Consider the following 21,356-nt stretch of genomic DNA (forward strand, 5'->3'; position numbering starts at 1 on the left):
ATGGCTGGAAAGGATATGTCGGCGCAGAGAATGACGATGATCCGGTTTGGATTAGGGTTGGGTCTGCTGATTTATTTTCTGTTTAACGTTTACCTGGAAGACACTAACAAACTTTATAAGGATATCACCGCTGAGGTGAACGCCAGTAAGTTGCTTATGGATGTGGAGAGATGGCAGGAGGTAACGCGTAATACGGAAAAGACGTTTAATTACCTTTTTGTCGAACTAAACATTACGGCTTACCTGAATAAGACTCTTTTGCCTGAGGATGATAAAACCAAACCGGCTCGAGGAATGAATCTCGCGGCAAACAAATTCATGAGCCCGAGCTATACCGCTGCCCGAAACATCCCGTTAATGGTGTATCAGGCGATTTACCGCTGGTATTTGCTGGCTGGATGGTTTTTTACATTCCTCCCTCTGATGATAGCTCTGGCACTGGATGGTTATTACCAGTGGAAAATGAAGAGATTTGTTTTTGGCGATGTTACAATTCAGCTTTATCGCCTCTGGTTCCGTTCGCTGTCGATAATCGGTGTTTTGATAATTGCTTATCTGGTCATCCCTAACATGAATTTATTTTATGGACTGACACAGTATTTTCCGCCACTTGCCCTGGCGTTGCTCGCTATTGCAATTAACCGGCTTCTCGCGCACTACCAAAAACTCATGTGAGGAAGAATATGTTTAAAAAAAGACCATCGAAACCTGAAACTGGCTCGGTTCAGGACGTGGTATCGCGTGAAAGTAAGAAGTTTTACCGTTTGTATAAATCGCATGTGTTATCAAAAATAACCCTGACGATTATTGGTATTGGGTTTGCAGGTTTTAGCGGCTGGTCCATGTATCAGGATAAACAGAAAAACGGTAAAGGGGCAGACCATATCGCGGTTATCCGTATCCATGGTGAAATGGGTACTGGCTCGCCTACAGGCGACGGTGTCATTATTGCCCGCGCTTTACGTGAAGCATGGGATAACCCGCACGCAAAAGCGATCCTGATTGAGGCCGAATCTGGCGGCGGTGGTCCGTCTGACGCTATTAATATTTATCGTGAGATAAACGAGCTTCGCGACTCCCTCCATGGAGTACCGGGGCTCACAATTGAAAACTCCGACCCCACAACATCCCCGAATAAAAAGGATATGCCACCAGCGCCCTCTGAAGCGGTTAAACAGGCGTTGCTGAAAGCCGTGGGTTCTGGGCATGGCAAACTGCCAGCCGCCGCCCGGGACGTCCGCCCCATCATCGTCAGTATTAAAAATATGTGCGCCTCCGCCTGTTATTACGCAGCCTCACCGGCTGATGCGATCTATGCGGATCCCAACGCCATCATTGGCAGTATTGGCGTACGTATGGACCACTGGGATGTGTCCAGGATTATGGACCGTCTGGGTGTGGCTAACGAACCGTTGACGGCCGGAGCCTGGAAGGCCTCGCTTGACCCCTGGCGTCCGATTGATGACGAAACCAAGGCCTTTCTGCATAGTGAGTTACTCAACAAAATGCATGACCAGTTTATCAATGATGTCGAAGCCGGGCGTAAAGGAAAGTTACTTTCGCGTGAACAGGCGGACAAAGAACAGCTCTACACGGGGCGTTTCTGGCTGGGGGACCGTGCGAAGCAGTTTGGCCTTATCGATGATACAGCCACCAGCACAGAGGTGCGTGAACGCCTGAGTATTGTCTTCGGCACCACGCGTTTTCGCGACTACAACGCGCCAAAAGCATCGTTAAGCAGCATGTTAGGATTGTCACTGGACGTGAACCTTAAAGAAGCTGTATCCAGTGCGCTTCACACCACCAGCACAGTGAGGTAGCGATGGACCTGACCATGTTGTCGACCATTTTTCTTGTGTTTGTCATGCTGATCCTGTCATGCATCATCCTGTGCATCTGGCCGCTTATCAGTAACATGTTCAGCGAGCAGCGCACACGAAATGCATTAAAGGAGGTGTTAGCAGACCTTGAAGGGACGCTTATATCTGACATTACCCTACCGCTCAACGCCTCCCAGACAACGCAGATAGACCATATCTTTATCAGCACGAAGGGTATTTTCATTATCGAAGAGAAAAACTATACCGGTGACATTTATGGTGGTCTCGATGATAAAACATGGACGGTTGTATACGGTTTCGGTAAAGCGAAACATAAGATGTTAAACCCGTTTGTTCAGAACAAAACCCACATATCCGGAGTGTGTCGGGCCATAAAGCGGGGTGATGAGGGTATTGTTAATGTTGTGTTACTGACGGGCTCCAGTAAGTTTATGGTAGACCCAGCACCGGAGTGGTTGTGCCGTAATTGTGATGACCTCGGGAACAAGTTCACTGCGTACGATGCTGAGCCCGTGTTTAGTGTTGAGGAGACTGGCTGGATCGAAAATGACCTGCGTAAAACAATGCTGCCGCAGACGCTGTTGACCGACCTGGGTCACGTCTATTCACTGAAACTGAAACACCGACAACCAATATCTGTACCACACAGGGTGACCTATTTTACGCTACTGACTACCACCCTGTTCTTCCGTGCGCTGAAAAAGTTATTTTCGCGTAAGCGCTCAGAGGTCATCCACAAGCAGTACCGTGAATAGCTCGCATCCATTTTCCACCGTTCTATATGCACAGGGCCACCAGCTGGCCCTGTTTAGCTAAAGTAGTCAGATGCAGGAGGATTAAGGTACGGAACGGACTGCCAGGCGCGGATCATGTTAACCATCTGCTCAGCAATCCCCATTGACTGGTTTAACCGGTATGCCGTCCGGGCTACCATTCCTTCCTGACGTTCATCAGATTTCACATCCACTAGCCTGAAGCACCACCACTCTTTGCCGCAGCTGATGACACAGATATCAAACTCGGCATTAACCACCGGCAGATAAGTGTGTTGATTCAGTTCCAGCAAAAGCGAATATGCCTGTGGCATATACCGTCCATCGAATGACCCCGCCCAACGATATGTTGCGATGAACGGCGGCGAGTCCAGAGATTTGAGAAATGTCATGTCATATCCACCAGCAGTTCGAACTTGCTCCCATTATAAATATTCGAAAGCCTCCTCAAAGCCCCCTTTTCAAACATGCAACAAAGCGACTTTCCCGCGCCCTAAAAAAAGTGTCTTATATCGGCATTGTATTCGGGTCTGGAACTATGTTTAGTGCGAGTTTTTGTTACCAGTGCTTTTGGTGGGTCTTTAGCAACAAGATTCAGGTGATCGGGTATTCATAAACAACCAGAAATTATGTGGCGCATTAATGAGACTATTTCGGTGAGTTCCGTTGATGAAAAGTACCTTTTGTGCTGAATGCCGACCGGGATATCAGGGGGAGTCGCCGTATCCGGGAGGGCCCGGAATGAACAGCGACGTCCTGACAGATATACATTAACGTGCTTACTATCGAGCCCGGTCTATCAAGAGCACTGTATGCTGATGTTGATACTTCCATCCACTAACTGCAGGTTTTTTTACCTCTTAGCATGCATAACAGCATCACTACGGCGAGAATGAGGCATGGTCGGTGACAATTAAAGTTACTTTCTCTTAAATCAATTCAATACGAATCTGAAATTACTGTTGCTGTATACAGCAAGTGCAATCTTATTTTTTTCTTCATCAGACCAGCCTGCCATTTGCTCATTGAGCGGCGTTGACCTTACGATGATGTTTCTCGCTATGTTCAGAGGTTTCACGTCTTTACAGGAACCAGCGAGGATAAGGGCTTTACCGTCGTCCAATTTTTCATTGAATCTATCTAATTTTACAAATGATACTATTTTCATAATCATCTCCATTTATCTGAATGCCTGTTCATTAAACATATCGTTACTGAGCCAGTACTTCCTCACGGTCAGCGAAAGCTATCCAATAAAATCAAGCAGAACCCTGCGGGCAATGCTTTGCTCCGGCAAATCACTGTAGATACGCCGCATTGCTGCTTTGTGGAATGGGGAACGATTAACCATGTCCACCAGCGCTAACCTGCTTTTGTTGAATGATGCCCTAACCTCACTGTAACGCCGGTAATGAAACAGCCTGTGGAACAGGTTCATGGACAACACCTGATCGCCTGTGACTTTGAATCGTATTACCGCCTCCCTTACCTCAATCTCTTCTGCCGGGATTTCACCATCAGCATAGGAACCCACAATGCCAGGGGAAACCAGGTATTCCTCATCAAGTGGATCGTTCATGAAACGGCTATACATTTGCGGCTCCTGTTTAAGGAAATCGTCGTACCGGGGCATCCTAAAAGTTTCGTATAGCATATAACTCATGTGGAGTTACCGTCTTTTCTTACTTAACGATGTGCGATAAAGGGAACCGCATGGATCCCCACCAGCAGCTGGCAATGATGGTACTATCAGGAAGACACCAGCGTTTTAATTTCTTCCACACCAAACGCTTTACACTTCATTTGCGTTTTCTGCCCGACAGTTTCAGGTGCTTTCCACATGCCGTATAACTTGTCTTTGTCTGATATAAATTTTGCGCCTTGCAACTTGCATGACGGAGCCTGTTTTTTATCATTCCATGTGGCATTTACAACGAACGTCCAGACCTTACCCGCCTTTAATTCTGTCGGCATATCGTAGGAGAAGGAGACAGTCGACGCGTGTTGGCTGTTATCCGCAACCGTCATCGATGAGGTATCTACCCCGGCAGCTTTGAGCTCATTGATAGCTGCCTCGCGGCTTGCACCGCTACTTTCCTGCTCTTCTATCTGTTGCTGAATCCACTCTTTGTCGCTGGATGTAAGCGAGGATGCATGGCTGTTGCTGCTGCTCGTTATCCAGTACAGCATCGCAAGATGCGAGAAACCGAAATGATTACTTTTATCTTTCTCTATGATGTTACTTACAAGGTTCTGTGAAGGTGGGATGAATTTTACAGATGAAGAGCCCCGCTCAGAACTTCCTGGAATGCTCTGAGACGACGGGAGAGACGACGATTTTTCGGATGTTGGACTTGATGCAGGTATAGTCCCTTTCTTAGCCACCAGCTCCGACCCGCTCACTGATTTCTTCGGCGTAGTGCCTGCAGCAGCGGCTTCGTTATCTCCCTTGGCCTGAGGTCGACTACTGACAACAGCATACCCTCCAGTCTGGTTCTCCACCTTCCCGGTGGTGCTCTCTGACGGTTTATTCCCTGAGGATGCGGAAACTGCCCCGACCGTTAATGCGGCTCCATAACCTGCAATCATCGCTTTCTGGCTGGTGGTCAGTGGTTTGGTGCGAGCCGGTGCTGGCGTATCGTTAACCGTGCGGCTTGCCTGGCTTCTGGTTGAAGAGTTGTACGACTTGGTAATGGTCGATGGGCGGAAGGATGATTTGTAGGAAGACCGATTGGATTTATACCCTGCTTCCGCAGAGGTGGCCACCAGCATCAGACAAATAAGTGAGATCGAGGTTTTGCTAATTTTGCTGCGCATGATTTATTCCTTTTTTGACGAGTCATTCTGAACGTAACTTTTGGCACAGAGAGCGTTGATCAGCCGCTCACAGTTTTTTGAAAACGGAGTCCCCTCTTAATGCCAAATTAACACCCAGCCAGAGGAGGTTACCCAAAACCGAACAGGTCAGAATGTTAGTTAACATTCCTTGTTGCAGCAGGGTAGTCAAAGGTACCTCCGAGGAATCAAATGCTAATGCAAATCCTATCAGTACATAAAAAAACACGACCGGGAATGAGCGCAGATAATATTCCGTCATTATCGCCGTTGCTCTTACAGCGTAAGCAATATTGCGGATTATGGTTTCTGACCTGGATGGGGCATCCTTTATATTTATCTTCATGCTCGAATCTCTTATTTTTGGGTTTAAGACAACATTTTACAGTAGCCATGTAGTGCCCTATCCCCTTAACTGTTGGATTTTGCCTTTCCGGGATATTTTTTTCCTTTACTCTAATTCACCATTCAACCCTCTCCAGGCATTTTGAATTCAGCGCGACAGATAGCGGAAAATGATAAACCCATCGTTCCTGGTTGCTGATAAGACAGAAGCCTGCCGGGAGCCGGCTGCTGTTTATTGTCATTTTCTGGACTGGATTACACAGAATGTTTATGGCAAATTTCTGGCTTCTTTCTTGTTCTCATCCATATGCTATTGGTGATGTAGTATGTCCAGGTTCCTGAAGGGTGTTGGTTTGGGTATGGCGGGCATTGTGTTACTGCTGTGCGGACTTATCGCGCTGTATTATTTTGAGTCGAAAGCAGCGCTCAGAGCTGATATCAAGGCCTGTCCCACGGTTACAGCTGGTCAGGCAACCGATGCCGTCATTCAGGACATACTCGTGAACAGAGAGCGCATTTTCTCTAAGCCACAGCTGGAGCGTCGGGACATAGTGATTGAAGAACTGAACGTCCAGATAGGCTATTCAGGAACCCTTGTCCCTTTCAGGATCAACGGTGTCGATGATCGCCGGTTTTTTGGCATGTCGGGATGTGCCTCTCTCGACTCTGTTGAATATGCCACAGAGTTTTTGACCCAGCATTAGCTTGATCGGGCACAAGTAACGAACAACATATTTTTCCTGATTGTCCGTTTCGTTTGGCTCGGCCGATGTCACAGTACCGGAGATTTTGCATTCAGGAGAAATGATCTTAAGTGGTGGCCATAGACAGCCAACCGGCCAGCAACACCTGTTCCGGTCGATTCCGGTTCATAATGTTCGCGTCGGCCACCAGCTGACCATCAGTCAATACCAGCATCCTGATCTGCATTAAAAAGAGCCATCTCCTCATCTATAAACACCGGATACTCGAACTTCTCTACCGCCTGAATTACTTCCGGATGGTTACGCCAGCATTCTTCAACAAAACCGAGAGATAACTGTTCAGCTTGCCGCCGCAGCTGTCGTGCAGTCTCGTAGTTGTCCCAGCCACTCTCATAGCTTGCTTTCTGATAGAGGTCTTTTTGCTGTGCTTTTATCTTTTCGATCTCATAAGGACTGGTTACATGGCGGTGCCACTCCAGTGTGCGGGCATTGCCTGTTAACACCAGCCTGTCACCCTTATCGCGGATCTCTATAGTCCTTTCGGAAAAACTCACCGGCCCCTGGTCACGTCCTGTCAGATGGTCAATGAACTCATCCCTCCCTTCTTCATCCTGGACAATCCATTCACCCCGCGTAAAAGCTTCTTTTGCGCACTCAAGGGCATCATGTATGGTTTTCGCTTTACCTACCAGGAACGTACCTTCTGTAACGTACGTGCCATACAGCGGGTCATCTTCCGGATACTCTACCTGACCAGTTACGTATACGAGGAAGGGGTACTGCCGTTCCCTATGACGGACAATAAATCGTTCGCGTTTTGCCATAGCCTCTTTCTTGTAATAACGCAGCGGCTGGACCGACCATGGCACGATTTGCTTCCACCAGTCTGGGGCTAAACGCATGGCCAGTTGCTCAACGTGTTTAACCATTTCATATACCGCAGGGCTCGTTATGGCACCACAATCCCTTAGCTGAACCACGCACTGAGCAGCTGAGTCCTGACTCACCCCCAGCATGCTATCCATCATCTCTTCATCTACCTCGATACCGTGCCGCAGAAGGCCTTCAAACGTCATTAGAGTGCCTTCATGTTTAGCAAGGTCCACCAGCGTATTCACGATATGGGTAAAAAGAATGTCGCTGTGAGTGGCTGGTGTGTTTTGAGTTTTCATTCGTGAACCCCTGTTTAAAAAAATATTGGCAAGGTATAAGCGAATATTTCATTCATGCACACCAGGATACCAATAAAATAACGATCATCAACCCCTTATTATCACCGGAAGCTATTTCCAGCTTACGGGAAATGCATACCAAACCGGTTATAAACGCCTTAATCATTTACAGCATTCAGAATCATCCAGAGTTTTTATCAGTTAACATGCAGCATACCGGCGTATAAAATCCGACAGGAAAATTAGTATTAATGATTTTCCTGATTGTGTTTCATGGATTTAATTAGCCAGTAATTTAATATATTGATGCCCCCCTCATCCATTGAGCAGACGTCAGGATAAAGCTGTGTCTCCGTCCGGTTTTCAGACTGATGACAGGGTGTCACATGGAGTGAAGTGTGCTATATTGATTTGCGATTCATTGAATCCATGTGTAGAAAGATGAATGTGTTTTTTTGCCCGTCGTCGTGCGGGCTTTTTTTATTTAATGTAGTCAGGAAAAAGGGGCTACCAGCGCACTGGTAACCCCTTCATAAAGCGCTTCAGGCATGTCCAGACAGTTCAGCCCCTGTACGGCGGAGGTTGCCCTCCGCCGGGGTTGGCTACTTAGCGGATTCGTAGGCCATAAAAGCCGCCACCTCCCTGGTTGTGTCCCTGTACCGGATTTCGCAGAGCGATTTTCTGGTCAGGTAGGTGAATGCCAGTAGTGTGAGACACACTATTAATACACACCATAACAGGTTACTAGGTGGCAGTTTCATAGCCTTTTTCTCCTGTCAACGCAAAGCAGAAGTGTCACCATCGGTGCGAAACAGAGATGTCATGCTTTGGTTCAGAGAATGCGTTTGACCGCCTCGCTATATACTTCCGAGCGTTCTCTTTTCCCAACAGAAATCACGAAAACGACAACTTTCTCGTCTATAACCTGGTATACAAGGCGATAGCCTGAAGACCGGAGCTTAATCTTGTAACAATCAGGCATACCACGGAGCTTGTTTGCTTCAATCCGGGGTGACTCAAGTACTTCAACCAGCTTCTTTTTCAACTGTTCACGTACCGTCGAGCCCAGCTTTCGCCATTCCTTTAGTGCCCGCTCGTCAAAATCCAGAAAATACGCCATCAGAGTTCATCCAGCGTCACACGTACTGGCTTAGGATTACGAAGTCGTTCTTTCACTATCTCCACAAGTTCAGCATCTTCATCACTCAGGAGTGTCTGTTTGAACGGCAAGCGTTCATTGTCAGCGATATACTCGAGCATGAGACGAAGCGCTTCAGAAGGAGTTACGCCCATTTTTTCAAGCGCGGCGTAAGAACGCGCTTTAAGTTCATCGTCAATACGTAGGTTAATGCTACCCATGTCTTACACCCCTTGTAATTACAAATGTCATTACAAGTATCGCACTACAACATGCTTAGGGCAAGTCACGAAGTAAGTCAGAAAGTAGTCGTAAGAACGGTGATCACTGTCCGCTTTGTGCCAGAAGCGGACTTTTTAAAAATATTGCGTGCCCAACAATTGGGCGCAGGTCACATCAAGTACCCTCAGAATTATAGAGAATACCTGAAATTTTTGTAGAGCGAGGTTTGTTACCCTGCCCGACCAGCGACATGTGGTTAGTTTAGTGATCAGAAATGTCGAGCGTTTGGTCGTTCATTGACGCGGGATCTTCCAACGGTTCCACATGAGTGGTGATATGGATAAAAGGCAGTGCGGTGCGGATATCATTCTCTATACGCTCGGCCCAGTCGTGCCCATATTGAACAGTCCATCGCCCAGGAACTAGGATGTGCATTGTCATAAACGCCCGCCCGCCAGCCTGGCGTGTACGTAGTGCATGGAAATCAAGCCCCTGTTCACGATATCCTGCCAGCAGTGACTCGATTTTTTTGAGTTCTTCCGTGGGTAGCGATACGTCCATCAGACCTGCAGCTGAACGACTCATAAGCTGATAACCAGTCCAAACGATGTTGGCTGCGACCAGCAATGCAACGATCGGATCGACCCAAAACCAGCCGGTCAGATAAACCAGTCCGACTGAAGTGGTTTACTGAATTTGGCCACCTGAACAGAGGTGATATGCTCACCTCAGAACAACACAGGTGTCATAATGAAAAAAAGAAATTTCAGCGCAGAGTTTAAACGCGAATCCGCTCAACTGGTCGTTGACCAGAACTACACCGTGGCAGATGCAGCCAGCGCTATGGATGTCGGCCTTTCCACAATGACGCGATGGGTGAAACAATTACGTGATGAACGGCAGGGCAAAACACCAAAAGCCTCCCCCATTACCCCGGAACAAATTGAAATCCGTGAGCTCAGGAAAAAGCTACAACGTATTGAAATGGAAAATGAAATATTAAAAAAGGCTACCGCGCTCTTGATGTCAGACTCCCTGAACAGTTCTCGATAATCGGGAAACTCAGGGCGCGTTATCCTGTGGCCACTCTCTGCCATGTGTTCGGGGTTCATCGCAGCAGCTACAAATACTGGAAAAACCGTCCTGAAAAGCCAGACGGCAGACGGGCTGTATTACGCAGTCAGGTACTTGAACTGCATGGCATCAGCCACGGCTCTGCCGGAGCAAGAAGCATCGCCACAATGGCAACCCAGAGAGGTTACCAGATGGGGCGCTGGCTTGCTGGCAGACTCATGAAAGAGCTGGGGCTGGTCAGTTGCCAGCAGCCGACTCACCGGTATAAGCGTGGCGGTCATGAGCACGTTGCTATCCCGAATCATCTTGAGCGACAGTTCGCCGTAACGGAACCAAATCAGGTGTGGTGCGGTGATGTGACCTATATCTGGACGGGTAAGCGCTGGGCGTACCTCGCCGTTGTTCTCGACCTGTTCGCAAGAAAACCAGTGGGCTGGGCCATGTCGTTCTCGCCGGACAGCAGGCTCACCATGAAAGCACTGGAAATGGCATGGGAAACCCGTGGTAAGCCCGTCGGGGTGATGTTCCACAGCGATCAAGGCAGCCATTATACGAGCAGGCAGTTCCGGCAGTTACTGTGGCGATACCGGATCAGGCAGAGTATGAGTCGGCGTGGAAACTGCTGGGATAACAGCCCAATGGAGCGCTTCTTCAGGAGTCTGAAGAACGAATGGGTGCCGGCGACGGGCTATGTAAGCTTCAGCGATGCAGCTCACGCAATAACGGACTATATCGTTGGATATTACAGCGCACTAAGACCGCACGAATATAATGGTGGGTTACCGCCAAACGAATCAGAAAACCGATACTGGAAAAACTCTAACGCGGTGGCCAGTTTTTGTTGACCACTTCAGGTCATCTTTAGCGCCGCTGGGCGAGAAGGCCTGCCGGTAACGAGCCAGGGACAAAGCGTGGACGGGGAAAACGGTGATAAATGGATATTTCTGAAGAGCATACACCACGGGACCTTTCTTCAGCTCAACGGCGATAGCGATCCTGCCTTTTACCTTCTGGTGTAACTCGGTAAGCCAGACATCAAGTGCTTCCGGCGTATGTTCAATCACATGGAATGTGCGTTCACCGTTTTTAAACTGAACACAGACATCGTGCTTTTTATCTGCCCAGTCCAGACCAACGTGCGCAGCAAATTGATTAGTCGCAGTCATCACCAACTCCTTTTTATCGGGGATTGGTATGCATTCCACGCTCTTCGAAAGAAATATAGCCAGCAGTTTATCTGCATGCCCTGAGTATTCGTTAGCGAACGTGGAGCACCCACTGGCTCGAAAGAAAAGCGGCGATCATCACGTGATTCTCGCTCAATATTCGTAACCAGTAAGCGCATCCCCTGAATCACTTAAAGTGTAATTCTCAGGGTGCGAATGACTATATCTCGCTCTTAGCGGACATTAGCATAGGCTATTTACCATAACGCCGCATTACGCGTACCGCTCAGACGGCCTGAGCGCGTTTCTGACGTGTCCCCGTTAAAAACAGTAACAAACCACCCGAAAATGCACGCCAGAAACGCTACGTAAGAATCTATCCTATGACTGGATATGCACTCAACTGAATAACGCCTGGTTTCAGTCCATTTTATCGGGATCAGCCTTCTTTCTGGGTAATTTAGGGGGCTTCACTTGCTGATTACTTTGCGTGCGGCGCGTGAGCCAAGGATGGTCAGCTTTAGGTTTTACGTAGAATTTTGAGCGTAAATCAAAACGGGCATTATCCACACGTTCATGGACACTTTTTTCATCATCCAGTGGTATAGGCTCCGGGCCATCAACATATTTTTCCCATCCCAACGCTTTCCCATCATACAGAACCTTAATTTCACCGTTAAAGCTTTCGCATACCGTGACAACCGAATGCCGAAGTCGATATCCCCGGCCTTCACTGCGAATCTGAAACGCACTGCTTTTGTACTGGAAAGTGAGATTTTTGGAGAGAACGCGCTTCGCCTGGAGGCTGAAGATATAACCCAGTTCCTCTTCAGAATGGTGTACATCAAGATGGGCGTTATCAGCAATACGAGGCGGCGTAGCAAACCGGTTGTTATAGGCTTCAATAAAGGTCGGCAACCATGCGTTTGCTGTTTCAATATCACTGATACCCTGAAGCCGCATTTCTTTGACCAGCCTGTCCTGCAGTGTCTGATTGGCACGCTCTACCCGCCCTTTTGCCTGCGGGCTGTTGGCATGGATTGGCTCGATGCCCAGTGTCTTTATCGCACGTGTGAACTGAGTCAACTCTCCTTCCCGCTCCGGGTTATTTACTCTGAATATACTGTGTCTGTCAGAATAGAGAGCCAGTGGTACGCCATGATCATTAAGGTAACCCCGGAGGGTTTCCATGTAAGCCCGGGTTGTTTCTGCAGGAGCGAATCGTAGCGCCATCAGAGCGCTGGTAGCATCATCGATAAAGACTATCAGTGTGCATTTGGGGCCCCGACCTTCAAACCAGTCATGAGGCGAGCCATCAATCTGGATGAGTTCACCGTAGGATGGGCGCCGCATCCGGCGCTGATAAATTCGGGCAAACTTACGACGACGTTCGCGCCATATGCCCTCCTCTACCATCCACTTCCTGAGAGTTTCAATGGATAAACACAAGCCGTGTATCTCGCGCAATTTTTCGCACGCAAGCGTAGGTCCAAAATCAGCGTAGCGGCCTTTGAGGAGTGAAATTACTGTTGCTCTGAATTCGGTAGAAAAGGAATTATTGGGACGCTTTCCACGTCGGCGGGAAACTAGACCAGAAGGCCCTTCATTTCTATACCGTTGCACCAGACGTTTAACCTGCCGAATAGAAATGCCAATGCGTGCCGCAGCTTGTTCCTGAGTAATATGGCGATTAAGTGACTCCTGAATAATGTGAAGTCGGTCGAGTTCCTTATGACTCATCGTAACAGTCTCTTTGATCATGAAAAATCCCCCAGAGAATTGTCTGGGGACATTTTAGAATGGTTCAAAGGGGACATTACAGCTTGGTGTTAACAATAGCCTTTTTCTCCTGTGTAAGTTCACACAGATATTGCAATTGCCTCAGAACACTAAAGGAGGGATTGCCAGATGTTGATGCAGCATATCGGTGTCGGCTATTTTGGGTATTACCGAGCAACTGCTTATGCGATGAAACACTCTCTTATGCCCGAGATTGCGAAGTTAAGAATGAAGGCTCTGAACTTCTGGGATAAGCACGGGATCCGTGCCGCAGCTGATGCTTTTGACGTATCAACGCGAACACTCTACTGGTGGCGCCGGTTACTGCGCACCGGTGGTCCAGAAGCACTAATTCCAAGAAGCAAAGCCCCTCTGGTTCGCCGTTCAAGGCACTGGCATCCTGATGTACTCAAGGAGATCAGGCGTCTGAGAACTGAGTTACCCAATCTCGGCAAAGAGCAGATTTTTGTCAGGCTGAAACCATGGTGTGAAGCGCGGCATTTTACCTGTCCCAGCACGTCAACCATTGGAAGAATCATTGCTGGTGCTCACGATAAAATGCGGATGATCCCCGTACGCCTCAGCGCCAGGGGCAAAGCCCGGTTGATAAAAAAACGCTCAGTGAAGCCCAGAAGACCAAAACAATACCGCCCGGTAAAAACAGGCGAACTCATAGGGATGGACGCGATTGAACTCAGGATGGGGGACCTACGCCGCTATATCATTACCATGATCGACGAGCACAGCGACTATGCGCTGGCCCTGGCGGTCCCTTCACTCAACAGCGATATTACCAGCCATTTCTTCAGCAAGGCCACAAAGCTCTTTCCTGTCGCTATCAGACAAGTTGTCACTGACAACGGTAAGGAGTTCCTCGGTAACTTTGATAAAACGCTACAGGAAGCCTCGATTAAACACATCTGGACCTATCCGTACACACCGAAAATGAATGCGACCTGTGAGCGATTTAACCGGACACTTAGAGAACAATTTATTGAATTCAATGAATTGTTGCTTTTTGAGGACCTGAATTTGTTTAATCAAAGAATGGCTGAATATCTGGTGCTGTATAACAGCAAAAGGCCACATAAATCACTCGAACTGATGACGCCAGTGGACTATATTTTACGTGAGAGTAAAAATTGCAATATGTGGTGGACCCATACACCGGATTGAATATAACCGACGTGACTGTTACATTTAGGTGGCTAAACCCGTCAAGCCCTCAGGAGTGAATCATGACCGTAGTCACGACCGCCGATACCTCCCAACTGTACGCACTTGCAGCCCGACATGGGCTCAAGCTCCATGGCCCGCTGACTGTCAATGAGCTTGGGCTCGACTATAGGATCGTGATCGCCACCGTCGACGATGGACGTCGGTGGGTGCTGCGCATCCCGCGCCGAGCCGAGGTAAGCGCGAAGGTCGAACCAGAGGCGCGGGTGCTGGCAATGCTCAAGAATCGCCTGCCGTTCGCGGTGCCGGACTGGCGCGTGGCCAACGCCGAGCTCGTTGCCTATCCCATGCTCGAAGACTCGACTGCGATGGTCATCCAGCCTGGTTCGTCCACGCCCGACTGGGTCGTGCCGCAGGACTCGGAGGTCTTCGCGGAGAGCTTCGCGACCGCGCTCGCCGCCCTGCATGCCGTCCCCATTTCCGCCGCCGTGGATGCGGGGATGCTCATCCGTACACCGACGCAGGCCCGTCAGAAGGTGGCCGACGACGTTGACCGCGTCCGACGCGAGTTCGTGGTGAACGACAAGCGCCTCCACCGGTGGCAGCGCTGGCTCGACGACGATTCGTCGTGGCCAGATTTCTCCGTGGTGGTGCATGGCGATCTCTACGTGGGCCATGTGCTCATCGACAACACGGAGCGCGTCAGCGGGATGATCGACTGGAGCGAGGCCCGCGTTGATGACCCTGCCATCGACATGGCCGCGCACCTTATGGTCTTTGGTGAAGAGGGGCTCGCGAAGCTCCTCCTCACGTATGAAGCGGCCGGTGGCCGGGTGTGGCCGCGGCTCGCCCACCACATCGCGGAGCGCCTTGCGTTCGGGGCGGTCACCTACGCACTCTTCGCCCTCGACTCGGGTAACGAAGAGTACCTCGCTGCGGCGAAGGCGCAGCTCGCCGCAGCGGAATGAGCGAACGTCGATATAGCCCGCTCGCGACGCTGTTCGCGGCGACCTTTCTCTTCCGGATCGGCAACGCGGTGGCGGCCCTCGCGCTTCCATGGTTCGTCCTGTCTCATACAAAGAGCGCGGCCTGGGCGGGCGCCACGGCCGCTAGCAGCGTCATCGCGACCATCATCGGCGCGTGGGTTGGTGGTGGCCTCGTCGATCGGTTCGGGCGCGCGCCCGTCGCATTGATCTCGGGTGTGGTGGGCGGCGTGGCCATGGCGAGCATCCCACTGCTCGATGCCGTTGGCGCCCTCTCGAACACTGGGCTGATCGCTTGCGTGGTGCTCGGTGCCGCGTTCGACGCACCCGGTATGGCCGCGCAGGACAGTGAGCTGCCCAAACTCGGCCACGTCGCCGGGCTCTCCGTTGAGCGCGTCTCGTCACTGAAAGCGGTGATCGGGAACGTCGCGATTCTAGGTGGCCCGGCCCTTGGGGGGGCCGCAATCGGCCTGCTTGGCGCTGCGCCAACGCTCGGGCTGACGGCGTTCTGCTCCGTCCTTGCAGGTCTGCTCGGCGCGTGGGTGCTTCCCGCGCGTGCCGCTCGGACGATGACCACGACGGCGACTCTCTCCATGCGCGCCGGCGTCGCTTTTCTCTGGAGCGAACCCCTGCTGCGCCCTCTCTTTGGTATAGTGATGATCTTCGTGGGCATCGTTGGCGCCAACGGCAGCGTCATCATGCCTGCGCTGTTTGTAGATGCAGGACGCCAAGTAGCAGAGCTCGGGCTGTTCTCCTCAATGATGGGGGCTGGTGGTCTCCTTGGCATTGCCATTCATGCGTCGGTCGGCGCCCGGATATCAGCGCAGAACTGGCTGGCGGTGGCATTTTGTGGCTCTGCGGTGGGCTCGCTTCTGCTTTCACAGTTGCCAGGCGTGCCGGTGCTGATGTTGTTGGGCGCGCTCGTGGGACTGCTGACCGGCTCAGTCTCTCCCATTCTCAACGCTGCCATCTACAACCGCACGCCGCCAGAACTTCTCGGCCGGGTACTCGGCACGGTCTCGGCGGTGATGCTGTCAGCCTCGCCCATGGTTATGCTTGCGGCCGGCGCGTTTGTCGACCTTGCTGGTCCGCTCCCTGGCCTCGTTGTATCGGCCGTGTTTGCGGGGCTCGTGGCTCTACTCTCGCTCCGTCTTCAATTTGCTACAATGGCGGCGGCAGCCACAGCCTCCGCCCCAACCCATACAGAAGGTGAACACTGATGCCCCGCCCCAAGCTCAAGTCCGATGACGAGGTACTCGAGGCCGCCACCGTAGTGCTGAAGCGTTGCGGTCCCATAGAGTTCACGCTCAGCGGAGTAGCAAAGGAGGTGGGGCTCTCCCGCGCAGCGTTAATCCAGCGCTTCACCAACCGCGATACGCTGCTGGTGAGGATGATGGAGCGCGGCGTCGAGCAGGTGCGGCATTACCTGAATGCGATACCGATAGGCGCAGGGCCGCAAGGGCTCTGGGAATTTTTGCAGGTGCTCGTTCGGAGCATGAACACTCGCAACGACTTCTCGGTGAACTATCTCATCTCCTGGTACGAGCTCCAGGTGCCGGAGCTACGCACGCTTGCGATCCAGCGGAACCGCGCGGTGGTGGAGGGGATCCGCAAGCGACTGCCCCCAGGTGCTCCTGCGGCAGCTGAGTTGCTCCTGCACTCGGTCATCGCTGGCGCGACGATGCAGTGGGCCGTCGATCCGGATGGTGAGCTAGCTGATCATGTGCTGGCTCAGATCGCTGCCATCCTGTGTTTAATGTTTCCCGAACACGACGATTTCCAACTCCTCCAGGCACATGCGTAAACGGAGGTGTGCAGAGTCCCTGCGGCAGGCGACGAACACGACCGTCGTCGATTAGTACCGGTACGGTCGGTGGTATCGAAGTCTTGATCACCACTCAGGTCTACGGCTTACAAATGGTGACCATCCCGATACTTGCGTCAGAGCACCGGGCCGATTCTTTGACAGTGAATCACTCCCGTAAGGTTGTGCCGGTGTGGGTGTCCCGGGTCGAGACGATACTCCGCCAATGCGCCCAGCAAACAACCTGGCCATCGCAGGTGGTGGGGAGCGGTGTGGCGGATGAGTTGGACAAGTTGGTGTAGCAGCACGAGCACGGCGAGATAACATCGCAGGAGTTCGACATGCTCAAGAGACAGCTGATTGCGAATCGCGATGCAGATTCATAACCCGATTGCGGGTTGGCTTCACTCCACCATCACCGAGCAGACTAGCACGGCGGGCTCTGTTGCAAAGATTGGCGGCAGTCAGAGGTAGGCTGTCGCTCTGCGCCGATCAGGCGGCTGCTGCGAAATGGTGGTTGAGCATGCCCATGGCCTCCGTCAGCGCCGAGGGCCCAATGCCAAAAGCTCTCTCCACAAGGCGCACCTCGCCCCTGATGCCGGGCTGCAGGCACCAGGGGCGAGCCTGTCCTTTGCGCAGGGCTCGCATGACTTCGAATCCCTTGATCGTGGCATAGGCCGTGGGGATCGATTTGAAACCGCGCACCGGCTTGATCAGTATCTTGAGCTTTCCGTGATCGGCCTCGATCACGTTATTGAGATACTTCACCTGCCGGTGGGCCGTCTCCCGGTCCAGCTTTCCTTCGCGCTTCAATTCGGTGATCGCTGCACCATAGCTCGGCGCTTTGTCGGTATTGAGCGTGGCAGGCTTTTCCCAGTGCTTCAGGCCTCGCAGGGCCTTGCCCAGGAACCGCTTCGCTGCCTTGGCGCTGCGGGTCGGCGACAGGTAGAAATCGATCGTGTCGCCCCGCTTGTCGACTGCCCGGTACAGGTAGGTCCACTTGCCCCGCACCTTGACGTAGGTTTCATCCAGGCGCCAGCTCGGATCAAAGCCACGCCGCCAGAACCAGCGCAGCCGCTTCTCCATCTCCGGGGCGTAGCACTGGACCCAGCGATAGATCGTCGTATGGTCGACCGAAATGCCGCGTTCCGCCAGCATTTCCTCAAGGTCGCGATAGCTGATCGGATAGCGACAATACCAGCGCACCGCCCACAGGATCACATCACCCTGGAAATGGCGCCACTTGAAATCCGTCATCGTTCCGTCCGTCCAATCTCCGCCAAGCATGCTCAAGCTTCACGATTTTTGCAACAGAGCCCACACGAGTATTGAGCATAGTCGAGATTGGTGCAGATCACTTCTGATATTGAACTGTCAGGAGCTGGCTGCACAACAGCCATTACGCCCAATCAACTGGTGCAGTCGTCTTCTGAAAATGACAATCCAGTTAGGGTATAGCTCAACCTGACATAGAAGCAAAAACTCAACCACCTTCTACCAACTCTCCGAACAGCTCCTTGACCTTTGTTTTCGCATCAGCAAGTGCAGTTCTGCCTTGTTCAGTGATGTCATAAACACGCCGTTCACGTCGCCCGGTGCGTTCGTGGCGTGAGGTCAGATAGCCTTTTTTTTCCAGGCCGTGCAGCATCGGGTACACGGTGCCAGCGCTCATCTCGTAGCCGTGTCGGCGTAGCTCTTCGATGATCCCCAGCCCAAAGACAGGTTCCTCGGCTGCATGGTGAAGGATGTGCAGGCGGATCAAACCGCCGTAGAGGTCTTTGTCAGTCATTTTTTGTGCCTCACAGAGCGACGCTCAACAGCCACCCAGCTGCACCGCTACCGAGGACAACCAGCCACGGCGGGAGCTTCCAGAACATAAGTGCGACAAGGGCAACTAATGCCAAGCCGAAGTCTTGCGGCTGAAAGATGGCGCTAGTCCATACAGGCTGATACAGCGCGGCCAGCAGCAAGCCGACTACAGCGGCATTGATCCCGGCCAGCGCAGCTTGGATGCCTGTATTGCGGCGCAAACGCTCCCAAAATGGCATTGATCCGACGACCAGCAAGAACGAGGGCGCGAAGATAGCCAGCAGACACACAATGCCGCCGATCCAGCCCGACGGGGCGGTGTTCATCGAGGCACCAAGAAACGCGGCGAACGTGAACAAAGGGCCGGGCACCGCTTGAGCTGCCCCGTACCCCGCGAGAAAGGATTCATTGTTGACCCAGCCGGAGGGCACCACTTCGGCTTGCAGTAATGGCAGCACAACGTGACCACCGCCGAACACCAGTGATCCGACACGATAGAAGGAATCCACCATTGCCATGGTTTGACTTGGCATCAGTTCGGCCAACACCGGCAGGCCAATCAGCAAGACAAAGAACAGCGAGAGCCAAAGCACGCCGGCCCGGTGACTGACCGTGATAGGTAGGGGGTCATGCTCAACAACTTTCGCTGGCTTGAACAATAACCGGCCTGCGATGCCTGCGATAGCAATCACGCCAACCTGTCCCCACGCGGACGGCACAAGTAAAACGACGCAGGTAGCAATTGCCATGATGGTGACTCGCAGCCCATCCGTGCATAGGTTACGCGCCATGCCCCATACTGCTTGAGCGACCACGGCCACAGCCACCACTTTTAAGCCATGCAACGCGCCCTGCGAGACGTAATCGCCATAGCTGGAGATGCCGAGCGCAAAAAGGATCAAGGCTATGGCAGACGGCAGCGTGAAGCCAGCCCAAGCAGCCAGCGCCCCGCTGTATCCAGCCCGAGACAGTCCTACCGCTATGCCGACCTGGCTGCTTGCAGGCCCTGGCAAGAACTGACAAAGCGCGACCAAGTCAGCATAGCTCCGTTCGGAGAGCCAGCGCCGCCGTGTGACAAATTCGGCGCGGAAGTAGCCCAAGTGCGCAATGGGGCCGCCAAAAGATGTCAATCCAAGCCGCAGAAAAATAAGAAAGACCGACCATGGTCTGCTGTCATCGGTAGGGTTATTCGTCATACTTTCGCCTTCATGATCTGCAACGAGTTGATCAATAATAAGCGAAATTCGATAACGAAATTCGATATAAATCTAGAAAAAAATACCTCTATGTGTACTACGCAGTTTTAGCTGTGGCTTTCACAGGAGCACGCTTACTTACGGCTTAGCGTGCTTTATTTAATGAGATGGTCACTCCCTCCTTCCCAGTACTATGCTGAGGACAGGCTTTCATTCGGAGAACCATCATGGAAAACATTGCGCTTATTGGTATCGATCTGGGTAAGAACTCTTTCCATATTCATTGTCAGGATCATCGTGGGAAGGCCGTTTACCGTAAAAAATTCACCCGACCAAAGCTAATCGAATTTCTGGCGACATGCCCGGCAACAACCATCGCGATGGAAGCCTGTGGCGGTTCTCACTTTATGGCACGCAAGCTGGAAGAGTTAGGGCATTTTCCAAAGCTGATATCACCGCAATTTGTCCGCCCATTCGTTAAAAGCAACAAAAATGACTTCGTTGATGCTGAAGCTATCTGTGAAGCAGCATCACGTCCATCTATGCGTTTCGTGCAGCCCAGAACCGAATCTCAGCAGGCAATGCGAGCTCTGCATCGTGTCCGTGAATCCCTGGTTCAGGATAAGGTGAAAACAACTAATCAGATGCATGCTTTTCTGCTGGAATTTGGTATCAGCGTTCCGCGAGGTGCTGCCGTTATTAGTCGACTGAGTACCCTTCTTGAGGACAGTAGTTTGCCTCTTTATCTCAGCCAGTTACTGCTGAAATTACAACAGCATTATCACTATCTTGTTGAGCAGATTAAAGATCTGGAATCTCAGTTGAAACGAAAGTTGGACGAAGATGAGGTTGGACAGCGCTTGCTGAGTATTCCCTGCGTTGGAACGCTGACTGCCAGTACTATTTCAACTGAGATTGGCGACGGGAAGCAGTACGCCAGCAGCCGTGACTTTGCGGCGGCAACAGGGCTGGTACCCCGACAGTACAGCACGGGAGGTCGGACGACATTGTTAGGGATTAGCAAGCGGGGCAACAAAAAGATCCGAACTTTGTTGGTTCAGTGTGCCAGGGTATTCATACAAAAACTGGAACACCAGTCTGGCAAGTTGGCCGACTGGGTCAGGGAGTTGTTGTGTCGGAAAAGCAACTTTGTCGTCACCTGTGCTCTGGCAAACAAGCTGGCCAGAATAGCCTGGGCACTGACGGCGCGACAGCAAACTTACGAAGCATAAAGGCAGAAATACACCAGTTTAAACAATCATTCATCTGGTTTTGCGAATACTGATATTGATGATACTAACGGCCCACCGGCCTGTTGAGGAACCTGTAAAACGGAAAG

General features: G+C 51.5%; 22 protein-coding genes and 4 pseudogenes. 11 read left to right on the forward strand and 15 right to left on the reverse strand.

Features of this window, described 5'->3' with window-relative positions:
* The 3 genes from KB892_RS27235 to KB892_RS27245 are packed head-to-tail and all read left to right on the forward strand — an operon-like array spanning position 1 to position 2,596.
* Positions 1-675, forward strand: coding sequence for an IncC plasmid conjugative DNA transfer DtrJ family protein (locus tag KB892_RS27235; protein WP_004181910.1), 675 nt, complete (start codon positions 1-3; stop codon positions 673-675).
* Between the two features lie 8 nt (positions 676-683).
* Complete coding sequence (locus KB892_RS27240; protein WP_004181908.1) at positions 684-1,820, forward strand: S49 family peptidase; 1,137 nt, start codon at positions 684-686, stop codon at positions 1,818-1,820.
* A 2-nt stretch (positions 1,821-1,822) separates the two neighbouring features.
* Positions 1,823-2,596 (forward strand): nuclease-related domain-containing protein, encoded by a 774-nt coding sequence (locus KB892_RS27245; protein WP_004181907.1) that lies wholly within the window; start codon positions 1,823-1,825, stop codon positions 2,594-2,596.
* 53 nt (positions 2,597-2,649) lie between these two features.
* Here KB892_RS27245 and KB892_RS27250 read toward each other — a convergent pair whose 3' ends face one another.
* The 4 genes from KB892_RS27250 to KB892_RS27265 form a co-directional block, all read right to left on the reverse strand.
* Positions 2,650-2,928, reverse strand: a complete 279-nt coding sequence (locus KB892_RS27250) for a hypothetical protein (RefSeq protein WP_065366041.1) — start codon at positions 2,926-2,928, stop codon at positions 2,650-2,652.
* A 620-nt stretch (positions 2,929-3,548) separates the two neighbouring features.
* Positions 3,549-3,782 (reverse strand): hypothetical protein, encoded by a 234-nt coding sequence (locus tag KB892_RS27255; protein ID WP_004181905.1) that lies wholly within the window; start codon positions 3,780-3,782, stop codon positions 3,549-3,551.
* Between the two features lie 78 nt (positions 3,783-3,860).
* Complete coding sequence (locus KB892_RS27260; protein WP_004181904.1) at positions 3,861-4,208, reverse strand: hypothetical protein; 348 nt, start codon at positions 4,206-4,208, stop codon at positions 3,861-3,863.
* Between the two features lie 155 nt (positions 4,209-4,363).
* On the reverse strand, positions 4,364-5,431 hold the full coding sequence (locus KB892_RS27265) for a hypothetical protein (protein ID WP_004181903.1): 1,068 nt from the start codon (positions 5,429-5,431) through the stop codon (positions 4,364-4,366).
* A gap of 689 nt (positions 5,432-6,120) precedes the next feature.
* On the opposite strand from KB892_RS27265, the gene KB892_RS27270 reads away from it, so the two are divergent.
* A complete protein-coding gene (locus KB892_RS27270) occupies positions 6,121-6,498 on the forward strand; it encodes a hypothetical protein (RefSeq protein ID WP_004181901.1) in 378 nt (125 codons plus the stop codon).
* A gap of 197 nt (positions 6,499-6,695) precedes the next feature.
* On the opposite strand, the gene KB892_RS27275 is transcribed toward KB892_RS27270, so the two are convergent.
* From KB892_RS27275 to relB, 4 genes are all read right to left on the reverse strand, one after another.
* Positions 6,696-7,670 carry a hypothetical protein gene (locus KB892_RS27275; RefSeq protein WP_004181899.1) on the reverse strand — a complete coding sequence of 325 codons (975 nt, stop codon included), beginning with the start codon at positions 7,668-7,670 and terminating at the stop codon, positions 6,696-6,698.
* A 602-nt stretch (positions 7,671-8,272) separates the two neighbouring features.
* Positions 8,273-8,431: a type I toxin-antitoxin system Hok/Gef family toxin gene (locus KB892_RS27280; RefSeq protein ID WP_004181898.1), complete on the reverse strand. Its 159-nt coding sequence runs from the start codon at positions 8,429-8,431 to the stop codon at positions 8,273-8,275.
* Positions 8,432-8,502: 71 nt separating this feature from the next.
* The gene (gene relE, locus KB892_RS27285) at positions 8,503-8,790 is read right to left on the reverse strand and encodes a type II toxin-antitoxin system mRNA interferase RelE (RefSeq protein ID WP_000323025.1); all 288 of its coding nucleotides are present in this window, start codon (positions 8,788-8,790) and stop codon (positions 8,503-8,505) included.
* Positions 8,790-9,029 (reverse strand): type II toxin-antitoxin system antitoxin RelB, encoded by a 240-nt coding sequence (relB, locus tag KB892_RS27290; protein ID WP_000534858.1) that lies wholly within the window; start codon positions 9,027-9,029, stop codon positions 8,790-8,792. The genes relE and relB overlap by 1 nt, the downstream gene beginning before the upstream one ends.
* 24 nt (positions 9,030-9,053) lie before the next feature.
* Here relB and KB892_RS31240 point away from each other — a divergent pair.
* A pseudogene (locus KB892_RS31240) lies at positions 9,054-9,170 on the forward strand (hypothetical protein); the annotation flags it as partial.
* A gap of 121 nt (positions 9,171-9,291) precedes the next feature.
* Here KB892_RS31240 and KB892_RS27295 read toward each other — a convergent pair.
* Positions 9,292-9,708 (reverse strand): annotated as a pseudogene (locus tag KB892_RS27295) (cation diffusion facilitator family transporter); the annotation flags it as partial.
* Positions 9,709-9,780: 72 nt separating this feature from the next.
* On the opposite strand from KB892_RS27295, the gene KB892_RS27300 reads away from it, so the two are divergent.
* Positions 9,781-10,949, forward strand: a protein-coding gene (locus tag KB892_RS27300; protein WP_085929673.1) for an IS3-like element ISEc52 family transposase whose coding sequence is annotated in 2 segments (ribosomal slippage) — positions 9,781-10,030 and positions 10,030-10,949 — 1,170 coding nt in all. Because the reading frame shifts where the segments join, the coding sequence is not laid out codon by codon here.
* A gap of 9 nt (positions 10,950-10,958) precedes the next feature.
* On the opposite strand, the pseudogene KB892_RS27305 reads toward KB892_RS27300, so the two are convergent.
* Positions 10,959-11,270, reverse strand: a pseudogene (locus KB892_RS27305) (IS110 family transposase); the annotation flags it as partial.
* Between the two features lie 420 nt (positions 11,271-11,690).
* A complete protein-coding gene (locus KB892_RS27310) occupies positions 11,691-13,031 on the reverse strand; it encodes an ISNCY family transposase (protein WP_000589001.1) in 1,341 nt (446 codons plus the stop codon).
* A 147-nt stretch (positions 13,032-13,178) separates the two neighbouring features.
* Between KB892_RS27310 and KB892_RS27315 the strand changes: the two genes are divergently transcribed.
* The 4 genes from KB892_RS27315 to mphR(A) all read left to right on the forward strand — a co-directional run bounded on the left by KB892_RS27315 (position 13,179) and on the right by mphR(A) (position 17,012).
* Positions 13,179-14,225 (forward strand): IS481-like element ISKpn28 family transposase, encoded by a 1,047-nt coding sequence (locus KB892_RS27315; protein ID WP_211778027.1) that lies wholly within the window; start codon positions 13,179-13,181, stop codon positions 14,223-14,225.
* 62 nt (positions 14,226-14,287) lie between these two features.
* Positions 14,288-15,193: an Mph(A) family macrolide 2'-phosphotransferase gene (locus KB892_RS27320; RefSeq protein ID WP_000219391.1), complete on the forward strand. Its 906-nt coding sequence runs from the start codon at positions 14,288-14,290 to the stop codon at positions 15,191-15,193.
* Positions 15,190-16,428, forward strand: coding sequence for a phosphorylated macrolide efflux MFS transporter Mrx(A) (gene mrx(A), locus KB892_RS27325; RefSeq protein WP_000004159.1), 1,239 nt, complete (start codon positions 15,190-15,192; stop codon positions 16,426-16,428). The genes KB892_RS27320 and mrx(A) overlap by 4 nt, the downstream gene beginning before the upstream one ends.
* Positions 16,428-17,012: a macrolide-binding transcriptional repressor MphR(A) gene (gene mphR(A) / locus KB892_RS27330; RefSeq protein ID WP_001137892.1), complete on the forward strand. Its 585-nt coding sequence runs from the start codon at positions 16,428-16,430 to the stop codon at positions 17,010-17,012. Before mrx(A) ends, mphR(A) begins: the two co-directional genes overlap by 1 nt.
* Positions 17,013-17,504: 492 nt before the next feature.
* Here the strand turns inward: mphR(A) and KB892_RS27335 are convergent, their stop codons facing one another.
* From KB892_RS27335 to chrA, 4 genes and pseudogenes are all read right to left on the reverse strand, one after another.
* Positions 17,505-18,269 (reverse strand): IS6-like element IS6100 family transposase, encoded by a 765-nt coding sequence (locus KB892_RS27335; RefSeq protein ID WP_001389365.1) that lies wholly within the window; start codon positions 18,267-18,269, stop codon positions 17,505-17,507.
* 117 nt (positions 18,270-18,386) lie between these two features.
* Positions 18,387-18,452, reverse strand: a pseudogene (locus KB892_RS31725) (EAL domain-containing protein); the annotation flags it as partial.
* A 43-nt stretch (positions 18,453-18,495) separates the two neighbouring features.
* Entirely contained in the window at positions 18,496-18,801 is a 306-nt protein-coding gene (locus tag KB892_RS27340; RefSeq protein WP_000130000.1) for a PadR family transcriptional regulator, read from the reverse strand.
* A gap of 10 nt (positions 18,802-18,811) precedes the next feature.
* A complete protein-coding gene (chrA, locus tag KB892_RS27345) occupies positions 18,812-20,017 on the reverse strand; it encodes a chromate efflux transporter (RefSeq protein ID WP_000184001.1) in 1,206 nt (401 codons plus the stop codon).
* A gap of 227 nt (positions 20,018-20,244) precedes the next feature.
* On the opposite strand from chrA, the gene KB892_RS27350 reads away from it, so the two are divergent.
* Positions 20,245-21,249 carry an IS110-like element IS5075 family transposase gene (locus tag KB892_RS27350; protein ID WP_000427619.1) on the forward strand — a complete coding sequence of 335 codons (1,005 nt, stop codon included), beginning with the start codon at positions 20,245-20,247 and terminating at the stop codon, positions 21,247-21,249.
* Positions 21,250-21,356: the final 107 nt, after the last annotated feature.

The sequence above is a fragment of the Klebsiella sp. P1927 genome (assembly GCF_018204675.1).
GTDB lineage: Bacteria > Pseudomonadota > Gammaproteobacteria > Enterobacterales > Enterobacteriaceae > Klebsiella > Klebsiella pneumoniae.